The following is a 24,112-nucleotide window of genomic DNA, read 5'->3' as shown; positions in this document are numbered from 1 at the left end:
CAATCACGTCCTGTGGTCATTGCACCGAAAGCGCAACGTTTTGCGCTGCCTGCAGGGCTGCGGAGTAGTTGTTGACGAGCAGATCCACGGAGGCTGCGGTCGCATCGAAGATCGGCGCCGGATAGACACCGAAGAAGATCGTCAGGATCACCAGCGGGTAAAGGATCGCCTTCTCGCGAGCCGAAAGATCGAGCAGAGCCTTCAGGCTTTCCTTTTCCAGCGCACCGAAGATCACTCGGCGGTAGAGCCAGAGCGCGTAGGCAGCCGAGAGAATAACGCCGCTCGTTGCAAAGAACGCAACCCAGGTATTGACGCGGAAGACGCCGACGAGCGTCAGCACTTCGCCGACGAAGCCTGATGTGCCGGGTAGGCCGACGTTGGCCATGGTGAACACCATGAAGGCGACGGCGTATTTCGGCATGTTGTTGACGAGGCCGCCATAGGCCGAGATCTCGCGGGTGTGCAGCCGGTCATAGACGACGCCGACGCAAAGGAAGAGCGCGCCGGAGACGATGCCGTGCGACAGCATCTGGAAAATCGCACCCTGAACACCCTGCGTATTGGCCGCGAAGATACCCATCGTCACGTAACCCATATGTGCGACGGACGAATAGGCGATCAGTTTCTTGATGTCGGTCTGCATCATCGCCACCAGCGAGGTGTAGATGATCGCGATGACCGACAGCGTGAAGACGAAGGGCGCGAAATAGTCGGACGCCAGCGGGAACATCGGCAGCGAGAAGCGCACGAAGCCGTAACCGCCAAGCTTCAGGAGGATGGCGGCCAGGATGACCGAACCCGCCGTCGGCGCCTGAACGTGCGCGTCGGGAAGCCAGGTGTGCACCGGCCACATCGGCATCTTCACCGCGAAGGAAGCGAAGAAGGCGAGCCATAACCACGTCTGCATCTCACGCGGGAAGTTGTAGGCGAGAAGTTCAGTGATGTCGGTGGTACCGGCCTGCCAGTACATCGCCATGATGGCGAGCAACATCAGCACCGAGCCGAGCAGCGTGTAGAGGAAGAACTTGTAGCTCGCATAGACGCGATCCTTGCCGCCCCAGACACCGATGATGAGGAACATCGGAATGAGGCCGGCTTCGAAGAACACGTAGAACAGCACGATGTCGAGCGACACGAACACGCCGATCATGAACGTTTCCAGGATCAGGAACGCGATCATGTATTCCTTCAGCCGCTTTTCGACCGAGAACCAGCTTGCGAGCACGCAGAACGGCATCAGGAAGGCAGAGAGAACGACGAAGAGCACCGAGATGCCGTCGACGCCGAGATGATAGGAAATCCCGGTGCCGAGCCATTCGTGCTTCTCGGTCATCTGGAAACCCGGGTTCGAGCTATCGAACTGGTACCAGATATAGACCGACACGGCGAACGTGAAGAGCGTCGTCAGCAGCGATACGTTCAGGATGTTGCGGCGGCCGTAGGCGCTGTCTTCTCTTGTCAGCAAGAGAAGCAGGACGCCGACGAGCGGCATGAAGGTGACCGCGGAAAGTACGGGCCAATCGGTCATCAGAAGGAACTCCCGAGCATCATCCATGTAACGAGCGCAGCAATGCCGATCAGCATGGCGAACGCGTAGTGATAGAGGTAACCGGTCTGCAGCCGGACCACACGATCGGTGACATCAAGCACGCGTGCCGCAATTCCGTTAGGGCCAAGGCCGTCGATGACCCGGCCGTCGCCTTCCTTCCACAGGAAGACGCCGAGGCGCTTGGCCGAGCGTACGAACAGGAAGTCGTATAGCTCGTCGAAGTACCACTTGTTGAGCAGGAACTGGTAGAGGCCGCGATGCTGTTCCGCCAGGTACTTCGGCAGCTCAGGCCGACGGATGTACATGTACCAGGCCGTGAAGAGACCAAGCGCCATGGCGCAGAACGGGCTCCACTTAACCCACAGCGGAACGTGGTGGTACTCATGGAGGATTTCGTTTTCAGCCGAGGTGAACAACGCACCCTTCCAGAACTCGGCATAGCCCTCGCCGAAGAAGTGGTCGTGGAACAGGAAGCCTGCGAGCAGAGCACCGGCAGCCAGGATGTAGAGCGGCACCAGCATGACCTGAGGTGATTCATGGACGTGATGCATGACATCCGACGAAGCGCGTGGCTTGCCGTGGAAGGTCATGAAGGTCAGGCGCCAGGAATAGAAACTGGTGAACAGAGCGGCGATCACCAGCATCGCAAAGGCAAAGCCCGAAACGATGCTGTGCGAAGCGAACGTCGATTCGATGATGGCATCCTTCGAGAAGAAGCCGGCCGTACCGATGACGGTGCCGGGGATGCCGACGCCGGTGAGCGCGATCGTGCCGATGAACATCATCCAATAGGTGACCTTAATATGCTTCCGCAGGCCACCCATGTAACGCATATCCTGTTCGCCATCGACGGCGTGAATGACCGAACCTGCACCCAAGAAAAGGAGAGCCTTGAAGAAGGCGTGCGTGAACAGATGAAAGATGGCCGCGCCATAGGCGCCGACGCCGAGGGCCACGAACATGTAGCCAAGCTGCGAACAGGTCGAATAGGCGATGACGCGCTTGATGTCGTTCTGGACCAGACCGACGGTTGCGGCGAAGAAGGCCGTGATCGCGCCGATCAGCGTGACGACCGTCAGTGCAGTCGGCGACAGCTCAAACAGCGGCGACATGCGAGCGACAAGGAAGACGCCGGCGGTGACCATGGTTGCGGCGTGAATGAGGGCCGAAACCGGGGTCGGGCCTTCCATCGCGTCCGGAAGCCAGGTGTGCAGCAGGAACTGAGCCGACTTGCCCATCGCGCCCATGAAGAGCAGCAGGCATGCGGCCGTGATGGCATCTGCCTTGTCGAGGTGCATGCCGAACAGCGTAACAACCGCCTCCCCTGCTGCGGCACCTTCGGCCGGCAGGTAGGTCTGGGCTGCTGCAAAGATGGTTTCGAGGTTGACCGAACCGAACAGCACGAAGACGAGGAAGATGCCAAGCGAGAAACCGAAGTCGCCAACGCGGTTGACGATGAACGCCTTCATCGCCGCCGCGTTCGCCGACGGCTTCTTATACCAGAAGCCGATCAGCAGGTAGGATGCGAGACCCACGCCTTCCCAGCCGAAGAACATCTGCACCAGGTTGTCCGACGTGATCAGCATCAACATCGCGAAGGTGAAGAGCGACAGATAGGCGAAGAAACGCGGACGATGCGGATCGTGGTGCATATAGCCGATCGAATAGACATGCACGAGCGTCGACACTGTGTTGACGACCACGAACATGACTGCGGTCAGCGTGTCGACGCGGAACGCCCATTCGACGTCGAAGCCGCCGGACTGGATCCAGCGCAGCACCGAAACCTTGATCAGTTCCTGCTCGCCCATCGCGACGTCGAAGAAGACGTACCACGACAATGCGGCGGCGATGATCATCAGTCCGCTGGTGACATATTCAGAAGCCTTGGCGCCGATCGAAGTGCCGAAAAGGCCGGCGACCAGAAAGCCAATCAAAGGCAGGAAGACGATAGCCTTGATGATGGTATCCATAGCCCAATCAGCCCTTCATCATGTTGACGTCTTCAACAGCGATCGAGCCGCGGTTGCGGTAGAAGACGACGAGAATTGCAAGCCCGATGGCGGCTTCCGCGGCCGCGACGGTCAGAATGAACAGAGCAAAGACCTGGCCAGTGATGTCGTTCAGGAACGACGAGAAGGCGACCATGTTGATGTTGACCGCAAGCAGGATCAGTTCGACCGACATCAGGATGACGATGACGTTCTTCCGGTTCAGGAAGATGCCGAAGACACCAAGCGTGAACAGGATGGCGCTGACGGTGAGATAGTGGGAAATTCCGATTTCCATTTTTTGGTTCCTCGACCTCGCGTCCGAATTAAATGCCCTGCCCGGGCTTGACCGTGATCACCTCGACGGCGGTCTCGGGCGTGCGGGCAACCTGCTGCGGAATGCTCTGGCGCTTGATGTTCGTGCGGTGGCGCAGCGTGAGGACGATGGCGCCGATCATGGCGACCAACAGCACAAGGCCCGCGATCTGGAAGAAGTAGACGTAGTGGGTATAGAGCACGTCGCCGAGTGCGGCGGTGTTCGTCCGGTCGGCAACCGCCGGGATCGGCATCGAGATGCCCTTGGCAATCTCCGGCGAGAAGGTCGCGCCGCCGACGACGATGATCAGTTCGGCAGCCAGGATCAGACCGATCAGCGCACCGACGGGCGCATATTCAAGCACGCCGGCTCTGAGTTCGGCGAAATCGATATCGAGCATCATGACGACGAACAGGAAGAGCACCGCAACCGCGCCGACATAGACCACGAGCAGGATCATCGCCAGGAACTCGGCGCCAGCCAGCAGGAACAGGCCCGCCGAATTGAAGAAGGTCAGGATCAGGAACAGCACCGAATAAACGGGGTTCCTGGCCGCAATGACCATAAATGCCGATGCCACCGCGATGAAGGCAAAGAGATAGAAAAAAAGAACCTGCAGACCCATGATCGGTGCCTTTTTCGTCTTGCACGGCGTGAGGCTCTTGCAGCCCCCACTCCACTGGCAAAGCCGGACTGATGTCCGGCCTTTGCCCCAAACTGTTTCACATGTGCCGCCTTGAAGGGCGACACCACGCATCGGCCTCAGCGATAGGGCGAGTCCATTGCGATGTTGCGTGCGATTTCCCGCTCCCAACGGTCGCCATTGGCGAGGAGCTTGTCTTTGTCGTAGTACAGCTCTTCACGCGTCTCGGTGGCGAATTCGAAGTTCGGTCCCTCGACGATGGCGTCGACCGGACAGGCTTCCTGGCAGAAACCGCAATAGATGCACTTCACCATGTCGATGTCGTAGCGCACCGTGCGGCGGGTGCCGTCGTTGCGGCGCGGGCCGGCCTCGATGGTGATGGCCTGGGCAGGACAGATCGCCTCGCAGAGCTTGCAGGCGATGCAGCGCTCTTCGCCGTTCGGATAACGGCGCAGGGCGTGTTCGCCACGGAAGCGCGGGCTGACCGGCCCCTTTTCGAAGGGGTAGTTCAACGTCGCCTTCGGCTTGAAGAAGTAGCGCATCGACAGAAAGAACGCGCCGACGAATTCCTTGAGGAACAGCGAGCTGACGGCTTGCGAAAGACCGGCCATCATTTACCTCCAGACTTGCCGGCCTGGGAGCGGCCAGCGGTATGCAACCGAGCGAAAGCCAGCATCATGCAGCTCCCGTCAGCTTGAGAACGAATGCAGTGATCACGACCATTGCCAGAGAAATCGGCAGGAAGACCTTCCAGCCGAGACGCATCAGCTGGTCGTAGCGGTAACGCGGAACGAAAGCCTTCACCATCGCGAACATGAAGAACACGAAGGATGCCTTGAGAACGAACCAGATGATGCCCGGGACCCAGTTGAGGAACCAGACGTCAACCGGAGGCAGCCAGCCGCCGAGGAAGAGAATGGTCGTCAGCGCGCACATCAGGCAGATGGCGGCATACTCGCCGAGCATGAACATCATGTAAGGCGTGGAGCCGTATTCGACCATGAAGCCGGCGACGAGTTCGGATTCCGCTTCCGGCAGATCGAAGGGCGGGCGGTTCGTTTCAGCCAGCGCCGAAATGAAGAACACGATGAACATCGGGAACAGTGCGAGCCAGTGCCAGTCGAGGAACGATGCGGGCAGACCCAAGTTCGTACCGATGCCGTTGCTCTGCGCATTGACGATATCAGTCAGGTTCAGCGAACCCACGCACAACAGGACGGTGACGATGACGAAGCCGATCGAGACTTCGTAAGACACCATCTGCGCGGCAGAACGAAGCGCGCCGAGGAAGGGATATTTGGAGTTCGACGCCCAGCCACCCATGATGATGCCATAAACTTCAAGAGAAGATATGGCGAACACGAAGAGGATGCCGACGTTGATATTCGCGATCACCCAGCCGGCATTGAGCGGAATAACCGCCCAGGCGGCGAGCGCCAGCGTCACGGAGACGAGCGGCGCGAGCAGAAAGATTGCCTTGTTTGCGCCAGCCGGAATCACCGGCTCCTTGAAGACGAACTTCAAAAGGTCGGCAAAGGACTGGAAAAGACCCCAGGGGCCCACCACATTCGGACCACGGCGAAGCTGGACAGCAGCCCAGATCTTGCGGTCGGCCAGCAGAACGTAGGCGATGAAAAGCAGCAGCGCGACCAGCAGCAGCAGCGACTGGGCGACCATGATGATCGCAGGCCAGACATAGGTCGAAACGAAAGCGTCCATGATACTCTATTCCCTCGCGCTCATTCCGCCGCAGCTTTGAAGTTGTTGCGTGCCAAAGCCGAGCATTCGGCCATGACGGCGGATGCGCGCGCTATCGGGTTCGTCAAATAGAAGTCTTTGACCGGAGACGCAAACACGGATTTGCCCATCTCACCGGCTTTTTGAGCAAGTGCGGCAATTTCGTCGCCACTGCCGACGGCAATCGCGTCGACATCGGCGAAATGCGGCTGCGCGGCGTAAAGCTTCGAGCGTAATTCGCCAAGCGAATCAAAGGGCAGCTTCTTGCCGAGAACGTCGGAGAGCGCACGGATGATCGCCCAGTCCTCGCGGGCGTCGCCCGGAGCGAAGCCGGCACGGTTGCCGATCTGCACGCGGCCCTCGGTGTTGACCCAGGTGCCGGATTTTTCGGTGTAGGTGGCGGCGGGCAGGATGACGTCGGCAGCGTGGGCGCCATTGTCGCCATGCGAACCGATATAGACAGTGAAGCCGGACTTGCGGCCAGCAAGATCGATCTCGTCGGCGCCGAGCAGGAAGAGAACGTCAGTGGCCGAAACCATTTCGGCGGCCGTCTTGCCGTTCTTGCCCGGGACGAAGCCGAGGTCGAGACCACCGACGCGGGACGCTGCGGTGTGCAGAACGGCAAAGCCGTTCCAGTCGGCCGTCACTGCGCCGACAAGCTTGGCGGCAGCGGCGAGAACGGCGGCACCGCCCTCCCCTGCAACGGCGCCCTGGCCGATGATGATCATCGGACGCTGCGCCTTCTTCAAGGTCGCAGCGAACTTGCCCTTGCCGGACACGAGTTCGGCCAGCGTGTCGGTGCCTGCACCGAGGTATTCGTATTCGTAGCGCAGTTCACCCTGCTCGCCGATGACGGCGATCGGGAAATTGCCCATCCGGTAACGCTTGCGGATGCGTGCGTTGAGAACGGATGCTTCGAAGCGCGGGTTCGAGCCGATGATCAGCAGCGCGTCGGCGCTCTCGATCCCCTGAATGGTCGGGTTGAAGATGTAGCTGGCGCGGCCGAGCGACGGATCGAGCGCTGCACCATCCTGGCGGCAGTCGACGTTTTCGGAACCGAGCGAAGCAAGCAGTTCCTTCAGCGCGTACATTTCTTCTACGGAAGCAAGGTCACCGGCGATGGCGCCGATCTTGTCGCCGGAGGTCGCTGCAACGGCAGCCTTGACCGCCTGGAACGCTTCGCTCCACGTTGCAGCCTGCAGACGGCCGTCCTTCTTGACATAAGGACGGTCGAGACGCTGAGTCTTCAGGCCGTCCCAGATGAAGCGGCTCTTGTCGGAGATCCACTCTTCGTTGATGTCCTCGTTGACGCGCGGCATGATGCGCATCACTTCGCGGCCACGGGTATCGACGCGGATGGCCGAACCGAGCGCGTCCATCACGTCGATCGATTCGGTCTTGTTCAGTTCCCACGGACGCGCCGTGAAGGCGAACGGCTTGGAGGTCAGCGCGCCGACCGGGCAGAGGTCAACGACATTGCCCTGAAGCTCGGAGGTCATGGCCTGTTCAAGATAGGTAGTGATCTCGGCGTCTTCGCCGCGGCCGATCAGGCCGAGTTCGGCAATGCCGGCCACTTCCGTGGTGAAACGGACGCAGCGCGTGCAATGGATGCAACGGTTCATCACCGTCTTGACCAACGGGCCGATATACTTGTCTTCGACAGCGCGCTTGTTTTCCTGGTAGCGCGAACTATCGATGCCGAAGGCCATCGCCTGGTCCTGCAAGTCGCATTCGCCACCCTGGTCGCAGATCGGGCAATCGAGCGGATGGTTGATCAGCAGGAATTCCATGACGCCTTCGCGCGCCTTCTTGACCATCGGTGTGGTCGTGAAGACTTCCGGCGTCTCGCCGTTCGGACCCGGACGAAGGTCGCGCACACCCATGGCACAGGAGGCGGCGGGCTTTGGTGGCCCTCCCTTCACCTCGATCAGACACATGCGGCAGTTGCCGGCGACCGACAGCCGCTCATGGAAACAGAAGCGCGGAACCTCGGCGCCGGCTTCTTCGCACGCCTGAAGCAGCGTGAAATGATCCGGGACCTCGATCTCTTTTCCGTCGACTTTCAGCTTTGCCATCTTCGTACTCAATCCTGTCTTCCATCCGTCCACCTTGAGGCGACGGACAATTCCAACACAGCCATGCTGCTTGCCGGTGGCGACCTCTGCCGGTCACCGCCTCTTATTCTTTTGCGCCTTTCAGCGCCTTTGCCTGCTTTACCCAGTCGTCGCGCAGAATACGTCCGCCAAAGCCCAGTTCGTCGTCGAAGCGGGCAATGTCGGCGTCACTCCAGGCGGCGATATCGGCGAACCGGCGAATGCCCTTGCCGTTCAGGACCTGCTCGAGCTTCGGGCCGATGCCGGAAATCCGCATGAGGTCGTCGGCGGTGCGGGTCTTGGACCGCGAAGCTGCCGGCGCCTTCACGCGCTCCGCCAGCTTGTTCTCAGCCTTCGGCTTTGATACCGCGCCTTTCTTGGCGACTACCGGCTTCACCGTCTCTTGCGGCATTGCTTCTGCCTGAACCGGAGCTGCTTGGGTCGGAACGACCTCAGCCGGGGCGTCTGCCTGCATCTGGCCAGCCAAGGCCGAGCCCTTCTGCAGCGCTTCGACGGCGCCCTGCATCGCGCCGAACATAACGCCGGCGATGTGGCTCGACAGACCGAAACCAAGCGCGGTGGCAGCTGCCACGGCGCCTGCCGGATGCGCCATCAGCGGATGCAGCGGCACTTTGGGCATGGTCTTCATCCATTCGGCCATGCCGAACGGATCGGCCGGATCACTGCCAAGCGGACGTGCGGACGGAATGCCGCTCTCGGCCTCTCCCCTCACCTGTCCATCCTTGCGTGTGCCGGCCATGGCCCGTTACTCCGCCGCTTCCAGCACCGCGCCGTGCGACGTCGCGTTGCGGGTGTATTCGTCGATGCGCTTTTCGATCTCCGGACGGAAGTTGCGGATCAGGCCCTGGATCGGCCAGGCGGCCGCATCACCCAGAGCACAGATCGTGTGACCTTCGATCTGCTTGGTGACGTCGAACAGCATGTCGATCTCGCGCTTCTGGGCGCGGCCCTGCACCATGCGTTCCATCACGCGCCACATCCAGCCGGTGCCTTCGCGGCACGGCGTGCACTGGCCGCAGCTCTCGTGCTTGAAGAAAGCCGAGATGCGGGCAATTGCCTTGATGATGTCCGTGGAGCGATCCATGACGATGGCAGCCGCCGTGCCGAAGGACGATTTGACTTCACGAAGCCCGTCGAAATCCATCGGGCAGTCAATGATGTCTTCCGCCTTGACCACCGGGCACGATGCGCCGCCGGGAATGACCGCCAGCAGGTTGTCCCAGCCGCCGCGAATGCCACCGGCATGCTTGTCGACGAGTTCACGGAAGGTGATGCCCATCGCTTCTTCGACCGTGCACGGCTTGTTGACGTGACCGGAGAGCATGAACAGCTTGGTGCCGACGTTGTTCGGACGGCCGATCGACGAGAACCAGCCAGCGCCGCGGCGCAGGATCGTCGGGGCAACTGCGATCGACTCGACGTTGTTGACGGTCGTCGGGCAGCCGTAGAGACCCATGTTCGCCGGGAACGGCGGCTTCAGGCGCGGCTGGCCCTTCTTGCCTTCAAGGCTTTCGAGCAGCGCGGTTTCTTCGCCGCAGATGTAGGCGCCGGCGCCGTGGTGGACGTAGATGTCCATGTCCCAGCCCAGCTTGTTGTTCTTGCCGAGCAGGCCGGCGTCGTAGCATTCGTCGATCGCAGCCTGCAGCGCCTCGCGCTCGCGGATATATTCACCGCGCACGTAGATGTATGCGGTGTGCGCACCCATGGCGAAGCTGGCGATGACGCAGCCTTCGATCAGGGTGTGCGGATCGTGACGCATGATGTCACGGTCCTTGCAGGTGCCCGGTTCGGATTCGTCGGCGTTGACGACCAGATAGTGCGGACGCCCGTCGCTTTCCTTCGGCATGAAGGACCACTTGAGACCGGTCGGGAAGCCTGCGCCGCCACGACCGCGAAGACCCGAAGCTTTCATCTCGTTGACGATCCAGTCGCGACCCTTTTCGAGGATCTGCTTGGTGCCATCCCAATGGCCGCGGCTCATCGCGCCCTTGAGAGACTTATCCTTGAGGCCGTAGATATTGGTAAAGATGCGATCTTCATCTCTGAGCATGGTTCACCTCTTTACCGCGGCTTCTTGCCGAAAACTCTGATGTATTCGGCTTCGCCACCCTTGGCGAGCGCCTTGGCCTGCTTGACCCAATCGTCACGTTCGATCCGGCCCTTGAAATTGAGATAGCTGTCGACCCATTCGCGCTCGGCCTTCTTCCACGACGCGACTTGCGCGAACGTGTAGATGCCGAGTTCGTGCAGCGTGCCTTCGATCTTCGGGCCAACGCCGGAGATCAGCTTGAGGTCGTCGACAGCCGCCGGCCTAGCGATGCCTGCCGGGCGGTTCTTGTCTTCAAGCGACGGCTTGCCGGAAACGTCGGCCGCCCTGGCGGGCTTCGACTTGTCGGCGGTGTCGCCCTCGACCTTGGCGTTTGCCGCCGCTTCCTTCTTCGCCGTCGCCGGCGTCTTCACGGCGGCGTTGGTTTCGCTGGCAGCGGTCTTTGCCCGTGCAGCGTTCGATGGCGGAACGCTGACAACAGGCGCATCGCTGACCTTCTTCGCGCTCGCGGGAGCCTTCCTGGCCGGCGCGTCCGGCGTCATGAGCGTGGTCGGGCCACCTTCCGGCGCCGAGAAGACACGATCGATCTGCGGACCGGTGGCGACTTCGGCACCCTTGCCTGCATCGAAGCGGTCGATGATCTGCTCGAGCTGCTCGGGCGTCAGGTCTTCATAGGTGTCCTTGAAGATCATGACCATCGGCGCATTCACACAGGCGCCCTGACATTCCACTTCTTCCCAGGAAAGCGTGCCGCTCTCGTTGAGGGTGAAAGGATCGTGGGCGATCTTGCTCTTGCAGACCCGGATCAGGTCTTCGGCGCCACGCAGCATACACGGCGTCGTGCCGCAGACCTGCACGTGAGCGCGCGTTCCGACCGGCTTCAGCTGGAACTGGGTATAGAAGGTCGCAACTTCGAGCACGCGGATATAGGCCATGCCGAGCATGTCAGCGATCGATTCGATCGCGGCCTTCGTTACCCAGCCGTCCTGCTCCTGCGCCCGCATCAACAACGGAATGACCGCGGACTGCTCACGGCCTTTCGGATACTTCTGGATTGTCTTCTTTGCCCAAGCGGCGTTTTCGCGATTGAACGCGAATGCGGCCGGCTGAACATTGTCTTCGGCTAGTCGACGAACAGACATTCTTCACGACACCTTATCAGTTAATCGACCCACACCGCGATTTCGTCACCGAAACGAATTCGCAGGCATAGGCTGACTGGTCTTTTTGTAAAAATACGATGTAGCGCGTGCCGTTGGCCACGGCCGCCTTGATCTCGTAGCCCTTGGCCACGAGATCGGCCATCGAGCCCCCACGCATCGCGGCAGACGCTTCGCTGTTGACGGAATCCTGTGCGGATGCCGCCGTCGCAAGCATAAGAAATCCTGCCATTGCCAGGGGCGCGAAACGCATCAGCGATCCACCTCACCGAACACGATATCGAGGGAGCCCAGCACGGCTGACACGTCGGCAAGCTGGTGTCCGCGACAGAGGAAGTCCATCGCCTGCAGATGCGCGTAGCCCGGGGCACGGATCTTGCAGCGATAGGGCTTGTTGCTACCGTCGGAGACGAGATAGACGCCGAATTCGCCCTTGGGCGCTTCAACGGCTGTATAAACCTCGCCGGCCGGCACGTGGTAGCCTTCGGTGTAGAGCTTGAAGTGGTGGATCAGCGCTTCCATCGAGCGCTTCATCTCACCACGTTTTGGCGGAACGATCTTACCGTCCATCGACGAGACCGGGCCAATCTTGGCATCGCCGAGCAGACGGTTCACGCACTGACGCATGATCTTGGCCGACTCGCGCATTTCGATCATGCGGATGAGGTAACGATCGAAGCAGTCACCGTTCTTGCCGATCGGAATGTCGAAATCCATGTCCGAATAGCATTCGTAGGGCTGCGAACGGCGCAGGTCCCAGGCAGCGCCGGAACCGCGAACCATCACGCCCGAGAAACCCCAGGCCCAGGCGTCTTCCAGCTTGACGACGCCGATGTCGACGTTGCGCTGCTTGAAGATGCGGTTGCCAGTCAGAAGCTCGTCGATATCGTCGACGGTCTTGAGGAACGGGTCGATCCACTTGCCGATATCCTCGACCAGCTCATGCGGCAGATCCTGGTGCACTCCGCCGGGACGGAAATAGGCCGAGTGCATGCGCGCGCCGCAGGCACGCTCATAGAACACCATCAGCTTTTCGCGCTCCTCGAAGCCCCAGAGCGGCGGCGTCAGCGCGCCGACGTCCATGGCCTGCGTGGTCACGTTCAGAAGATGCGACAGGATACGGCCGATTTCCGAATAGAGAACGCGGATCAGCTGGCCGCGGATCGGAACTTCGGTTCCGGTCAGCTTTTCCACTGCAAGCGCAAAAGCATGCTCCTGGTTCATCGGCGCGACGTAGTCGAGCCGATCGAAATAGGGAATCGCCTGCAGATAGGTCTTGGTTTCGATCAGCTTTTCGGTGCCGCGATGCAGCAGACCGATATGCGGGTCGACACGCTCGACGATTTCGCCATCAAGCTCGAGCACCAGACGAAGAACGCCGTGCGCCGCCGGATGCTGCGGACCAAAGTTGATGTTGAAATTGCGGACGTTATGTTCGGTCATACCGATTACTCCAGGCCGGACGGCGCCCTCAAAGGGTCGCCGCGGGCCGACTTAGTCTCACCGTGCTTTCGCCCTCTCGTCGCCGGGCAGGACGTATTCCGTCCCTTCCCACGGGGAGAGGAAGTCGAAGTTACGGAATTCCTGCTTCAGTTCAACGGGCTCATAGATGACGCGCTTGGCTTCGTCATCATAGCGAACCTCGACAAACCCGGTGACCGGGAAGTCCTTGCGCAGCGGATGCCCTTCGAAACCGTAGTCCGTCAGGATGCGACGCAGGTCCGGATGGCCGGTAAACAGAATGCCATACATGTCGTAGGCTTCGCGTTCGAACCAGTCGGCGCCCGGAAAGACGCTGGTGGCCGACGGCACAGGCTCGCCTTCACCGGTCGCAACCTTGATGCGCACGCGGAAATTCTGGCGTGGCGACAGCAGGTGGTAGACGACATCGAAACGGTCCGGCCGCTGAGGCCAGTCGACACCGCAAACATCGACGAAGTTGATGAAGGCGCACTGCACGTCGTCGCGCAGGAACGTCAAGAGCTCGATCAGGTTTGCAGCCGTCGTCGTCAGCGTCAGTTCGCCGTAGTTGATGGCGGCATCCGAAATCAGCTGGCTGCGCGTCTCGCGCAGATAGGAGGCAAGCTCGTTCAGGGCTTCACTCATGTTAAGGACCCCCTACCCTTAGCGTTCGATCGTGCCGGTCCGGCGGATCTTCTTCTGCAGCAAAAGCACGCCGTAAAGCAGCGCTTCTGCTGTGGGAGGACAGCCTGGCACATAGATATCAACGGGCACGACACGGTCGCAGCCACGCACGACGGAATAGGAATAGTGATAGTAGCCGCCGCCATTGGCACACGAGCCCATCGAGATCACGTAACGCGGCTCCGGCATCTGGTCGTAGACCTTGCGGAGCGCTGGCGCCATCTTGTTGGTCAGGGTGCCGGCGACGATCATCACATCGGACTGGCGCGGTGAAGCGCGCGGCGCGAAGCCGAAGCGCTCGGCGTCGTAACGCGGCATCGACATCTGCATCATCTCGACGGCGCAGCAGGCAAGACCGAAGGTCATCCACATCAGCGAACCAGTGCGCGCCCAATTGATGAGCTCGTCGGTCGACGTAACCAGAAAACCCTTGTCGGCGAGCTCATTGTTGATCTCGCCGAAGAATGCATCATTGCTGCCGATCGGCTTGCCGGTCGAGGGATCGATGATCCCCTTCGGCTTGGGCGCAACGAGCGTGGTGCCGGATGCTAGTTCCATTCCAGCGCTCCCTTCTTCCATTCATAGATAAAGCCGATCGTCAGCACACTGAGGAAGACCATCATGGACCAGAATCCGAACCAGCCCAGCTGGTGGAACGAGACGGCCCACGGAAAGAGGAAGGCGACTTCCAAGTCGAAGATGATGAAGAGGATCGACACAAGATAGAAACGAATGTCGAACTTCATTCGAGCGTCGTCGAACGCATTGAAACCGCATTCGTAGGCCGACAGCTTTTCCGAATCAGGCGCCTTGAACGCGACGGCGAAGGGGGCAATCAAAAGTGCCACGCCGATCACAAGTGCGATTCCAATGAAAATCGCGATCGGAACATAGGAACCGAGAAGTTCAGTCATTGTTATCCGTCCCTGCCTGCGGGAGGGCGCATGGGAGAGCGCCAAACAACAAATCTCGCAGGCCGAAAAATATGTTGCAACGCCAGAGTGGTTAGCGCAGCCCGCGCTTGCGCGCAAGCCTTCGAGGGCCATTTAAACCGGTTCGCGGCACAGGATTGGACGACGTGTCGCGGCAAAGCGCTGATTTGCAGGCACGGGCAGACTTTACGGTAAAAGCGACGCCAGAAGGACAGATTGCCGCACTGCAAAAAACAGAATTTGCAGTGACGTTGTATCGGAGGAATCAAGAGGTAAATGGCGCGAGTGACGGGGCTCGAACCCGCGACCTCCGGCGTGACAGGCCGGCACTCTAACCGACTGAGCTACACCCGCGCATATGACCCAAGGGGTCAGTATTACCACCATCGGCGCTTCGTGAGAATGCCTCAAGTCAAACCATGTCAAGAATGGCGCGAGTGACGGGGCTCGAACCCGCGACCTCCGGCGTGACAGGCCGGCACTCTAACCGACTGAGCTACACCCGCATCATCTTGAAGTGGCTGGAGCGTTTCCGCCCCGGCACCGAGCGGGCTTGCCCGTTCGATGAGCGGCTAACTAAGCGGTTCGCATTTGGGTGTCAAGCGTGTTTGGAGACAAATCCATAACGGAGCCAATTTTGATCCACAGGCAATGTCAAAGCCGCCCTCGACCTCCCCTTAAGAGAGAGGGCCCCTGCCCTTTGCGCAGCAGCCGGCTCTGGCGTGAGGAAAGACAATGCACAGATACATGCCAGCGACTGATGGATTCGGATGAAAGTCGTCGCGTGGCCAATCACCTTTTTCCACAGTCGCCGCTCTCCGCTTTTTTCCACAATGTGAAAACCCGGCAACTCCTGCACTTTTGTCGCCTCGTGCAAAAAAAATCAAAAAAACGACGGAAATGCTCTTGCGGTTTTTTTCGGTTACGCCTAGATCACGGCCACCGACGCGGCGGACACATCCGGTCCGAACGCTGAAGGGCGATTAGCTCAGTTGGTAGAGCGCCTCGTTTACACCGAGGATGTCGGGAGTTCGAGTCTCTCATCGCCCACCATTTTTTCCTTGGAACTTCCACCGCCGACTCAACAAGCGCATTTGCGTTCATGTTTTCACTGTCGAACTGTCCGTGGCCAAAATTCTGCGCTTCCTGTGTTCAGGCGTTCATCAGATCGAGCTGTCGGTACCGTGACCCAAGGCAAACGCCCGCACAGGCTTCGACGATAGAGCGACCTGCGCCTTTCGCGCGATGCAACCGAATTTGTTGAAAGCGATCCTTACGCCACGTGCGCTGTGAACGCGCTGGCGACAGATTCGTCACGAATCGCAAAGCAGCAGACGAGCAAAAGAATCAGCTAGCTGCCGCGATACTGTTCGTCGGTGACATGCTCCAGCCAGTCGACCGCCTTGCCGTCGAGCGCTTCCTGGATGGCGAGGTGAACCATGGCCGTGTCAGGCGCGGCACCGTGCCAATGTTTTTCGCCTGGCGGAAACCAGACCACGTCTCCCGTACGAATCTCACGCACCGGCTCGCCCCAGACCTGCGCCAGGCCTCTGCCCGATGTCACCACCAGCGTCTGCCCAAGCGGATGCGTATGCCATGCGGTCCGCGCGCCGGGCTCGAAGGTCACGTTGACGGCGCGCACACGGGCCGGCTCTGCTGCCTCGATGACGGGATCCTGCCTGACTGTCCCGGTGAAGTAGTCGGCCGAGGGTCGTGTCGACGCTCGCGATCCGCTGGGTATGATTTCCATCTGCCGTTCCTCCGGGTTTCCGTCACGATCATTCGCCGACGGCATGTCGGCATCATAACCTGTGGATAGTCACTTCCGGGCACGCCGTTCGGGCAATATCGCAAAGATGCTCGTGGTGCGTCAGGTAGATCACCTGCCCGACGCGGGCCATATCCGCCATCAGCTCGAAGGCGCGACCGGCGCGGCCGTCGTCAAACGTCTCCATGATGTCGTCTGCGATGAAGGGCAAGGTTTCGCGCGCCGCGGCGACCTCGTGATAGCCGGCGATCCTGAGCGACAGATAAAGCTGAAAGCGCGTCCCCTTGGAAAGATCGCGCGCCAGCTTGGACCCGCCAGTTGCGGCGTTGGCAATCAGGAATTCCTGACCCTTGTCGGCCTGCGCCGACAGGCTGGAATATTCTCCACCGCTGATGCGGCTGAAGGTTTCCGAGGCGCGCCGCATCATGCCGCTGCGATGGCGCTCGCGAAAGAGCCGGAGTGCCTGCTCGGCGGCGATCAGGCCGGCTCTCAGCTTGAGATAGCCGAGCGCCTTGGCCTCGATCTCCAGAAGCAGCGTGCGGCGACGCTGATCGAGTGCTGCGACAGCGTCGTCGCCGGCGATATTGGCGAGCGCCCCTTCCTTCGTCCGCATGTCGGCGTGCAATTCACTTACATCACGGTCGCTCTCTTCAAGCAGCGCCTCGACGCGAGCCAGTTCCAGCCGCACCGCTTCGTCGTCAAGCGCAGCCAGCAACGCCTCGGCGTCTTCGCTGCGGGCGACACCAAGGCGCTGCGCAAGGTCGGCCTCCGATTCGGCAATGCGCTGGCGCAGCCGTTCCTGCTCGCGGGAAGCGTCGAGCCGCAAGCCGGCTTCATCCAATGTCTCGCAGTCGAAGAAGTCGAGGACCAGACGTTTGCGGGCAATGTGAAGATCCTGCTCGGCAGCAACGCTGCGTTTCTCCTCCTCAAGGCGGGCAAGCTCCGTCAACAGCGTAGCGCGCCGATCCTCCTGCTTTTCAGCCTCTGCGGCACGCGCCTTCATGGCGGCGAAAATCGCAAGCGTATCTCCGGTGTCGGGCACACCGGCAAGATTTGCGATCGCCGCTTCAAAAGCCACTTGATCCTTGCGCATGCCGGCGACGCGGTGATCGAGATCGGCCTTGCGCTGCACCAGCTTGTCGAGATCCTGCAAGACCGCGAGCATGGGGGCGATTTGATCCGGCAGCAGCTGTTCCGGCCGACCGGCAAGCCAGGTGGTTGAGAGCAGATCGTCCCATTGCTCCCGCCAGGAGCACAGGGCGTCCTCGGCTTGCGCCAAGATCGACTTACGCTGCTCCAGCGCGTCACTGGAACGTCGGACCGCCTCGCGCGCCGCCTTGCCGGCAGAAAAAGCCGCCTGGGCCTGCCCGACAGCATTCTCGGCAAAGGCCATGAGATCGTCGAGCCGTTGCGGCAAACGCTCGGTCACACCGATCTCGGCAAGTGAATCCTTCAGAACATCGCGCGCGTCATTCTCGTCGGCCTGGGCGCGATCGAGCTCCAGCCGCGTAGAACGCTGTTGTGTGCGGACATCGAGCGCCGCGAGCCGGGACACGAGCCAGGCTTCCAGCTGCGTCAACTGCGTGACGTGAGGTAAACCGCTTGCAGAGGCTGTTGCTTTGACCGCCTGTGCAAGTGCAGACGCCTCCTCGGCGAGCGAGCATTGTTGTCGCCCAAGCTCATCAAGACGCGCCCGGCGCTCGGCGATCGACAAAGCGAGCGAGCGCATATCCGCGACCTTTGCTGCCTCGGCGAGCCGCAATGCCGTCGCATCGTCGTCGCGACCCAACGCGTCCTCAAAGATTTCCGCAGTCGTCGCATCCAACCGGACCTTGTGCCGCTCCCAGGCGTGTTGTCGCTGCTGGCGAATCTCGATGGACGCCCGGTCGTCAAGGGCGCCGCCCGAAGCAATCAGGGCCGCGAGGCGAGCTTCCTCTCCGGCCAGTTGTTCAGTTTCGCTCGCGACGCGGTCGGCAAGGCGCAGGCGCCTTTGGTCCTGCGCCGCCGTGTCGCGTCGCCAGGTCTCGATCGTGCCGGCAGCGGGCACAGTCAGGCCAAGCAGATCATCGGCGCTGCCTGAATAGGGTTTCAAAGCCGCCAGCTTGTCGGCAAGCTCTGCATCCAGGCGTTCGAGCACTTGTCGGGTGGCCTGCAGGCGCAGGGAGCAATCATCCTGCCGAACACGCCGCAAGCGCTCGACAAACGCGCTCGGATCGATGGCCGAGCTGCGTTCGGCCTGCAGCCGCGCCAGCTCGTCTGTCGCCTCCCGCTCCATCCGTTTTGCCCCATCCGCCTCCTGTCGAGCCGATGCCGCACGCTCCTGCAACGCGGAATGCCGCCGTGAGAGTTCCTGCAGGCGAGCGCCTGTGGCCGTCGGCAACAGCAGCGATGCCGGATCCTGGTCGCCGCGCTCGCCGAGCCTAACGAGGCAGGCAGAAATTTCGATATTTGTCCGCGACAGTTCGTCGATCCGTGCGGGCATGTCGCGCGCGGCTGTGACGTAACGCGCATCGAGCGCCGTCTCCTGCAGCGCGTTCAAACGTTCCACCAGGATGAGGGCCGCCTTGTCATGCGGCAGGACCTCCAGCTCTTCCTGCCGACGGCGACTTTCGTCCGCGAGTTGACGCAACCTGGTCGCAATTTCGATGTCGCGCCGTCGCAGTGCGGGCAGTTCTGCGGCCCACTCGGCCGGCGCTGGCGGCAAGGCCGGCGCCTTTGCCAGATCAATGCGCAAGCCACACAGGCGCCGGAAGAGCGGCAAGGCATCGATCTGCGCTCGCAGGCGATCGCGCTCCACTCGCAGTTCGACGCGCCGCGCCATGGCCGCGTCGTGGCGCTCGCGGGCGGCAAGAAGCGTCTTGCGCAGCGATGCATATTCACGCGCATTGACGTCCAGCCCGTTGCGCTCGACTTTCAACGCATCGAGTTCGGCCTTCAGCTCGGAAAGCTGATGCTTGCGTGCCTGGGGTCGATAGAAGGCATCCGCCTCGGCGCGCAGGATAGACAGGATCGCAGCGCTGTCCGGCAGACCTGAACTGGCGGAAAAGAGCAGGGAGCCGAGTTCGCCCTCGCTCTTCAGGATCGCCTCCCCTCCCTGCTCGATACTGTCGTCGTCGAGCGAGAACATCATGCGGTAGGTCGCGCGGTCGATCGAGCCGAGCGCGGCGGAAAACAGATTGTCCGGCAACGGCTGATCGTCGGCACCGACCAGCGTGTTGGTCTTGCGCTTTATCCGGAAGGCCTGATGGGTGCGGCCGGCCGCCTCGATCGTGCCGCCAACCCGCATCGTCTGATAGGCGTGCAGAAAGCCGTAGGAGCTGTAATGCTCGATGCCGAAGAGCAGGTCGAGGAAGCCCGAAAACAGCGTCGACTTGCCGGCCTCGTTCGGGCCGTAAACGATATGCAGGTCTGGCCTACCTGATATCGCCGGACCGAAGTCGAGGCGCCGCTCGGTAAACTTGCCGTACCGCACCAGGTCGAGTTCGCGCAGCCGCATCAGCGTGAACCCTCGCCTGCATTGCCATGAAGGTGTGCGAGCACCTCCGCAGCACCGGAGACACCGGCATCGAACGCCAGTCTTTCGACCGCCGCCTCATCCGGCGCCAGAACCTGGCGCAGGTCCGGCGGCAACTGCTGCAGCAATTCCTCGACCGCAGAGCGCACTTCCTGACGGAAACCGTGGGCCGGCAGGACATCGCTGCCGACAAGGGCCGCCAGTTCGTCGACCGGATCAGCCATAACCGCCCCCGCCTCTGCACCAGGACTGCGGCAATCGAGCTCGATTTTCTCGACCCAGCAGCCGCCGTTGCCCGCAGCCACATTGTCGATCTCGGCCCGGAGCAGATCGCCATCACGGCGCATGCGCCAGGAAAGCGGCGTCGCGCCAGTCAGTGTCAGGCGGAAGATCACATTGTCGGCAGCGGTCGTCTCGCGCGACTGCAAGAAAGCGTTCCCGACCGTATCAAGCATATCGCCCCACTCGGAAACGCCGGTGAGGTCAAGGCTGATCCGCTCGAAGGTGGCAAGGCCGATTGCCCGCTCCTCGATCGAAACCCGCCCTTCGTCGGTCACCGTCACCAACGTCACGCCCTTGCTGCCGGCTTCGTTGATGTCGCGCCCCTGCGGCATGCCCGGCATGACGACGAAAGGTTCGCTGGCATGGACCTGACGCTGATGGACATGGCCGAGCGCCCAATAGTCGAAGCCGTGCGCCTGGAGATCCGCCACGCTGCAGGGAGCATAGAGGTCATGGCCGGCAGCGCCGGCGAGGCTCGTGTGCAACATGCCGATATTGATCGCGTCGGCGACCGGTGACTGAAAGGACGGCAGCAAGCTTTCCGACGCATGGGGGTTCGCAAAGCTCACACCATGGATATAGACATCGCGGCCGCTCTCCAGCGTCTTTGCGAGGACTGCCTTGCCGCGGCCCTTGAAGACGTGTGTCGATGGCGAGAGCGTCAGCTCGTTCGTCACTTGCGATTGGGCATCGTGATTGCCGCGGATGATGAAGACCCGGATGCCGGCCTCGTCGAGCCGGCGCAGTTCGCCAGCGAGAAACAGCGCGGTGTTCATCGAGGTCTGGCTGCCATCATAAAGGTCGCCGGCGATCAGCAAGGCATCGACCTCTTCGGCAAGGCAAAGATCGACGATCCTCACAAGCGCTTGCCTGGTCGCACCGCGCACGATGTCGGCGAGCTCGGCATTTCGAAGCGCAAGGCTGCGCAGCGGGGAATCAAGATGAAGATCGGCGGTGTGAACGAAGCGGAAGGACATGGCCGACCATGGCCCGTGGGAGCAGCACCCGTCAATGCGCCGGACACCGTCATCCACGCGGATGCGCCCGTCACTCGCCGTTATTTCAGGGCAGTTAAGTAAAGCCAGCGCTCATACGTAATGACTGGAGTTTCGACTTGAAACGTTCTGCCGCAAAAGCGCGCGCCCCTATGTGCAAATATCAGATTATACTCACTTTAATCGATTAGCGCTTTTGTAAGAACTTGTTGGCTAGGTTCCGCTCGGCTGCATTTTGCGTGCGGCCAAGCACAGGAATGACTCCCTGCTTCGGCATCCGCTCCGTCATGACGATCAAGAGCCGGAACGACTTATTCATGCACAAGCTTTTACGGACGCCGTTCCTCCGGAGTTATTCATGTCGCGCCTAAAGATATCACACACCCTTATTGCCCTTTTCCTGATGGTTGGCCTCATCGTCACCGTTCTGGCCGTCGCCTCGCTTGGCGGCATCAAGATGATGAACGAGCGCAACAACGAGATTGCCACCACGTGGCTGCCGCGTGTCTCGCTCTCGCGCGCACTGGAAACCCAGCTTTCGGACACACGCATGTCGTTTGCCCGGCACCTGATCTCGCTGACCCCCTTCGAGAAGAAGGCGGCCGAGAAGGTCATCGGCGAAACCGTAGATGGCTTCAACAAGCTTTCGGACGAATACGCCGCCCTGATGGTCAACGACGCCGACAAGGCAGCACTTGAAAAGGTCAAGAGCGCCTATGAGGCCTACCTCTCGGTTTCCGCCGGCATGGTCAAGCTCTCCAACAATCTCGAGAATATGAAGGCGCAAAGCGTGTTCAAGGTCGAGATGCGCGAGAGGGAACAGCAGGTCGACCAGGCGATCAAGGAAATGCGCGCGCTCAATCTGGCCGGCGCCGACGCTGCCGTTGCTGACAGCTCCACCACGCACGACCAGATCCGTATGATCGAAATGGCTGTCATCGCGGTTGCGGCTCTCATCGTCCTCGGCGCTATTTTCTACGCAATCCGCGGCATTGCCCGTCCAATCCAGATCATCACCCGCTCGATGGCAGGTCTCGCAAATGGCGATACGGCCACCGCCATTCCCTATGGCGTGCGCAAGGACGAGATCGGCGAGATGGCGCGCGCCGTCGAGGTCTTCCGCGAGGCGGCCATCTCCAATCTTCAGCTCGAGGAAGATGCCAAGGTCCAGCGTTCGCAGGCAGAGGCCGAGCGTCACCGCGTGACCGAAGAGGCCGAGGCGGCCGCACAGCTCCGTCTGCAGGAAGCGACAGCCGGCCTTGCAACCGGTCTTCGCCGCCTGGCGGCCGGCGATCTCGCCTTCCAGCTCAACGAACCTTTCGCACCGGATTTCGAACAGCTGCGTCACGACCTCAACCAGGCCGTTGCCCAGCTGGCCGATACACTGGCTGCCGTCTCCTCCAGCTCGGGCAGCATCGACAGCGGTGCACGCGAAGTCAGCCAGAGCGCCGACGATCTGTCACGTCGCACCGAACAGCAGGCCGCGTCGCTGGAAGAAACGGCAGCCGCCCTCGACCAGATCACGGTCAATGTCGGCAGCTCGTCCAAGCGCACCAACGAAGCCCGCGCCATTGCCAGCCAGGCAAACGAAAGCGCCCACAAGTCCGGCGCCATCGTCTCCGGCGCAATCGACGCCATGGGCCGCATCGAGCATTCGTCGAGCCAAATCTCCAACATCATCGGCGTCATCGACGAAATCGCCTTCCAGACCAACCTGCTGGCGCTGAATGCCGGCGTGGAAGCAGCGCGCGCCGGTGATGCCGGCAAGGGATTTGCCGTCGTCGCCCAGGAAGTGCGCGAACTCGCACAGCGTTCGGCCAATGCCGCCAAGGAGATCAAGGACCTGATCCGCAATTCAGCGGTGGAAGTGCAGAGCGGCGTCAAACTCGTGCGTGAAACCGGCGAGGCTCTGCGCACGATCGAAGGCTTTATCGTCACGATCAACCAGCACATGGACGCGATCGCCGTTTCGGCACAGGAACAGTCCGCCGGGCTTTCCGAGGTCAACACCGCCGTCAACCAGATGGACCAGGTGACCCAGCAGAACGCCGCAATGGTCGAAGAGGCGAACGCCGCAAGCGCGACGCTGGCACAGGAGGCCGGCCGTCTTCGCGAACTGATCGCTCGCTTCACATTGGCCCAGGATTCGGGCCACGGTTACGCGCCTTGGACCGGCTCATCGCGCCGGGCAGCATAGTCCGAACGGGTGAAATTCTTGGCACTACAAGTGAAACGGCCTCCGGAAACGGAGGCCGTTTCTTGCTTGCGGAGGTCGTTACCGTGAAATTGCAGAGGTTTTAGTCGACAAATGTAGCAATTGTAACTATCAATAATGTTGCTGCCATTTGACATGGCACCTCACAATTTTCCAACGATGATCATGAAGAAGACATTCGAAGTTTCCGACAGACTGTTTGAGCTTTATCACCGCGTCCACCGGCTCGTGAACGAGTCGATGACGGAGGAAGGCGTTTCGCTGGCGCGGAGCAAATTCCTGTTCTTCCTGAGCAAGCTCGGCCCCTGTCGCTCGACGGATATCGCCTGCGCGCTGAACTTTGCGCCGCGCACCGTCACCGAAGCGATCGACGGCCTCGAGCGCGACCGATTGGTGATGCGCAAACCCGATCCCGAGGATCGCCGCGCCAAGATCGTCTCGATCACCGACACGGGACGCGTGATCCTGGAGGCAGCCGAACACCCGCGCAAACAGCTGATCGAGGAGATCTTCTCCGCGCTCGACGACAAGGAGCTCGGTCAGCTCTTCGATATCGTCGGCAAACTCGTCGACAAGACCGACGAAATTCGCAAGCGCAAGGATGAGGCCGAAGCAGCACAGATTGCGGTCGCTCGCTAGGCCCGCCCTTCCCCCAGCCTTTACAGATAGCCGAAACAGAAAGAGGCCGGGACGTCATGTCCCGG

Annotated in this window: 20 protein-coding genes and 3 tRNA genes; 3 read left to right on the top strand and 20 right to left on the bottom strand. The window is 61.0% G+C overall.

All coding sequences use genetic code 11. The features are described from left to right. Positions 1-16 precede the first annotated feature (16 nt). From C6558_RS17985 to C6558_RS17905, 17 genes are all read right to left on the bottom strand, one after another. Positions 17-1,528 (bottom strand): NADH-quinone oxidoreductase subunit M, encoded by a 1,512-nt coding sequence (locus C6558_RS17985; RefSeq protein ID WP_057211424.1) that lies wholly within the window; start codon positions 1,526-1,528, stop codon positions 17-19. Then, positions 1,528-3,522 (bottom strand): NADH-quinone oxidoreductase subunit L, encoded by a 1,995-nt coding sequence (gene nuoL, locus C6558_RS17980; RefSeq protein WP_057211425.1) that lies wholly within the window; start codon positions 3,520-3,522, stop codon positions 1,528-1,530. Before nuoL ends, C6558_RS17985 begins: the two co-directional genes overlap by 1 nt. Before the next feature lie 7 nt (positions 3,523-3,529). Next, entirely contained in the window at positions 3,530-3,838 is a 309-nt protein-coding gene (gene nuoK, locus C6558_RS17975; protein WP_025426592.1) for an NADH-quinone oxidoreductase subunit NuoK, read from the bottom strand. A 28-nt stretch (positions 3,839-3,866) separates the two neighbouring features. Then, complete coding sequence (locus tag C6558_RS17970; RefSeq protein WP_025426591.1) at positions 3,867-4,481, bottom strand: NADH-quinone oxidoreductase subunit J; 615 nt, start codon at positions 4,479-4,481, stop codon at positions 3,867-3,869. Between the two features lie 137 nt (positions 4,482-4,618). Further along, positions 4,619-5,110: an NADH-quinone oxidoreductase subunit NuoI gene (gene nuoI / locus C6558_RS17965; protein ID WP_025426590.1), complete on the bottom strand. Its 492-nt coding sequence runs from the start codon at positions 5,108-5,110 to the stop codon at positions 4,619-4,621. A 64-nt stretch (positions 5,111-5,174) separates the two neighbouring features. Then, positions 5,175-6,218 (bottom strand): NADH-quinone oxidoreductase subunit NuoH, encoded by a 1,044-nt coding sequence (gene nuoH / locus C6558_RS17960; RefSeq protein ID WP_025426589.1) that lies wholly within the window; start codon positions 6,216-6,218, stop codon positions 5,175-5,177. A gap of 20 nt (positions 6,219-6,238) precedes the next feature. Next, a complete protein-coding gene (gene nuoG / locus C6558_RS17955; protein WP_025426588.1) occupies positions 6,239-8,311 on the bottom strand; it encodes an NADH-quinone oxidoreductase subunit NuoG in 2,073 nt (690 codons plus the stop codon). 103 nt (positions 8,312-8,414) lie between these two features. Beyond that, positions 8,415-9,089: an NADH:ubiquinone oxidoreductase gene (locus C6558_RS17950; RefSeq protein WP_084814299.1), complete on the bottom strand. Its 675-nt coding sequence runs from the start codon at positions 9,087-9,089 to the stop codon at positions 8,415-8,417. A gap of 6 nt (positions 9,090-9,095) precedes the next feature. Continuing rightward, positions 9,096-10,400, bottom strand: coding sequence for an NADH-quinone oxidoreductase subunit NuoF (gene nuoF / locus C6558_RS17945; RefSeq protein WP_025426586.1), 1,305 nt, complete (start codon positions 10,398-10,400; stop codon positions 9,096-9,098). An 11-nt stretch (positions 10,401-10,411) separates the two neighbouring features. Continuing rightward, positions 10,412-11,539: an NADH-quinone oxidoreductase subunit E gene (locus tag C6558_RS17940; RefSeq protein ID WP_025426585.1), complete on the bottom strand. Its 1,128-nt coding sequence runs from the start codon at positions 11,537-11,539 to the stop codon at positions 10,412-10,414. A gap of 16 nt (positions 11,540-11,555) precedes the next feature. Then, complete coding sequence (locus C6558_RS17935; RefSeq protein ID WP_025426584.1) at positions 11,556-11,810, bottom strand: hypothetical protein; 255 nt, start codon at positions 11,808-11,810, stop codon at positions 11,556-11,558. Continuing rightward, a complete protein-coding gene (locus C6558_RS17930) occupies positions 11,810-13,000 on the bottom strand; it encodes an NADH-quinone oxidoreductase subunit D (protein WP_025426583.1) in 1,191 nt (396 codons plus the stop codon). The genes C6558_RS17935 and C6558_RS17930 overlap by 1 nt, the downstream gene beginning before the upstream one ends. A 57-nt stretch (positions 13,001-13,057) precedes the next feature. After that, on the bottom strand, positions 13,058-13,663 hold the full coding sequence (locus C6558_RS17925; RefSeq protein ID WP_057226518.1) for an NADH-quinone oxidoreductase subunit C: 606 nt from the start codon (positions 13,661-13,663) through the stop codon (positions 13,058-13,060). A gap of 18 nt (positions 13,664-13,681) precedes the next feature. After that, entirely contained in the window at positions 13,682-14,260 is a 579-nt protein-coding gene (locus tag C6558_RS17920; protein ID WP_025426581.1) for an NADH-quinone oxidoreductase subunit B family protein, read from the bottom strand. Further along, entirely contained in the window at positions 14,251-14,616 is a 366-nt protein-coding gene (locus tag C6558_RS17915) for an NADH-quinone oxidoreductase subunit A (protein WP_025426580.1), read from the bottom strand. Before C6558_RS17915 ends, C6558_RS17920 begins: the two co-directional genes overlap by 10 nt. Before the next feature lie 295 nt (positions 14,617-14,911). Further along, positions 14,912-14,988: transfer RNA gene (locus C6558_RS17910), tRNA-Asp, on the bottom strand. A gap of 75 nt (positions 14,989-15,063) precedes the next feature. Continuing rightward, positions 15,064-15,140, bottom strand: a tRNA-Asp gene (locus C6558_RS17905). Positions 15,141-15,611: 471 nt separating this feature from the next. On the opposite strand from C6558_RS17905, the gene C6558_RS17900 reads away from it, so the two are divergent. Continuing rightward, positions 15,612-15,687: transfer RNA gene (locus C6558_RS17900), tRNA-Val, on the top strand. 298 nt (positions 15,688-15,985) lie between these two features. Here the strand turns inward: C6558_RS17900 and C6558_RS17895 are convergent. Genes C6558_RS17895 through C6558_RS17885 form a run of 3 tightly spaced genes read right to left on the bottom strand, consistent with a single transcriptional unit; the run spans position 15,986 to position 21,175 of the window. Then, positions 15,986-16,384 (bottom strand): cupin domain-containing protein, encoded by a 399-nt coding sequence (locus tag C6558_RS17895; protein WP_025426579.1) that lies wholly within the window; start codon positions 16,382-16,384, stop codon positions 15,986-15,988. Positions 16,385-16,436: 52 nt separating this feature from the next. After that, a complete protein-coding gene (locus C6558_RS17890; RefSeq protein WP_107027581.1) occupies positions 16,437-19,898 on the bottom strand; it encodes an AAA family ATPase in 3,462 nt (1,153 codons plus the stop codon). Further along, positions 19,898-21,175, bottom strand: coding sequence for an exonuclease SbcCD subunit D (locus C6558_RS17885; RefSeq protein ID WP_025426577.1), 1,278 nt, complete (start codon positions 21,173-21,175; stop codon positions 19,898-19,900). Before C6558_RS17885 ends, C6558_RS17890 begins: the two co-directional genes overlap by 1 nt. Before the next feature lie 376 nt (positions 21,176-21,551). Here C6558_RS17885 and C6558_RS17880 point away from each other — a divergent pair, with 376 nt between their 5' ends. Next, entirely contained in the window at positions 21,552-23,390 is a 1,839-nt protein-coding gene (locus C6558_RS17880) for a methyl-accepting chemotaxis protein (RefSeq protein ID WP_025426576.1), read from the top strand. A gap of 183 nt (positions 23,391-23,573) precedes the next feature. Continuing rightward, positions 23,574-24,047, top strand: a complete 474-nt coding sequence (locus tag C6558_RS17875) for a MarR family winged helix-turn-helix transcriptional regulator (RefSeq protein WP_025426575.1) — start codon at positions 23,574-23,576, stop codon at positions 24,045-24,047. Positions 24,048-24,112: the final 65 nt, after the last annotated feature.

The sequence above is a fragment of the Ensifer sp. NM-2 genome (assembly GCF_003024455.1).
Classification (GTDB): domain Bacteria; phylum Pseudomonadota; class Alphaproteobacteria; order Rhizobiales; family Rhizobiaceae; genus Ensifer; species Ensifer canadensis.
The sequence above is the reverse complement of the archived record's forward strand: the minus strand, read 5'-3'. Positions and strand labels throughout refer to the sequence as shown.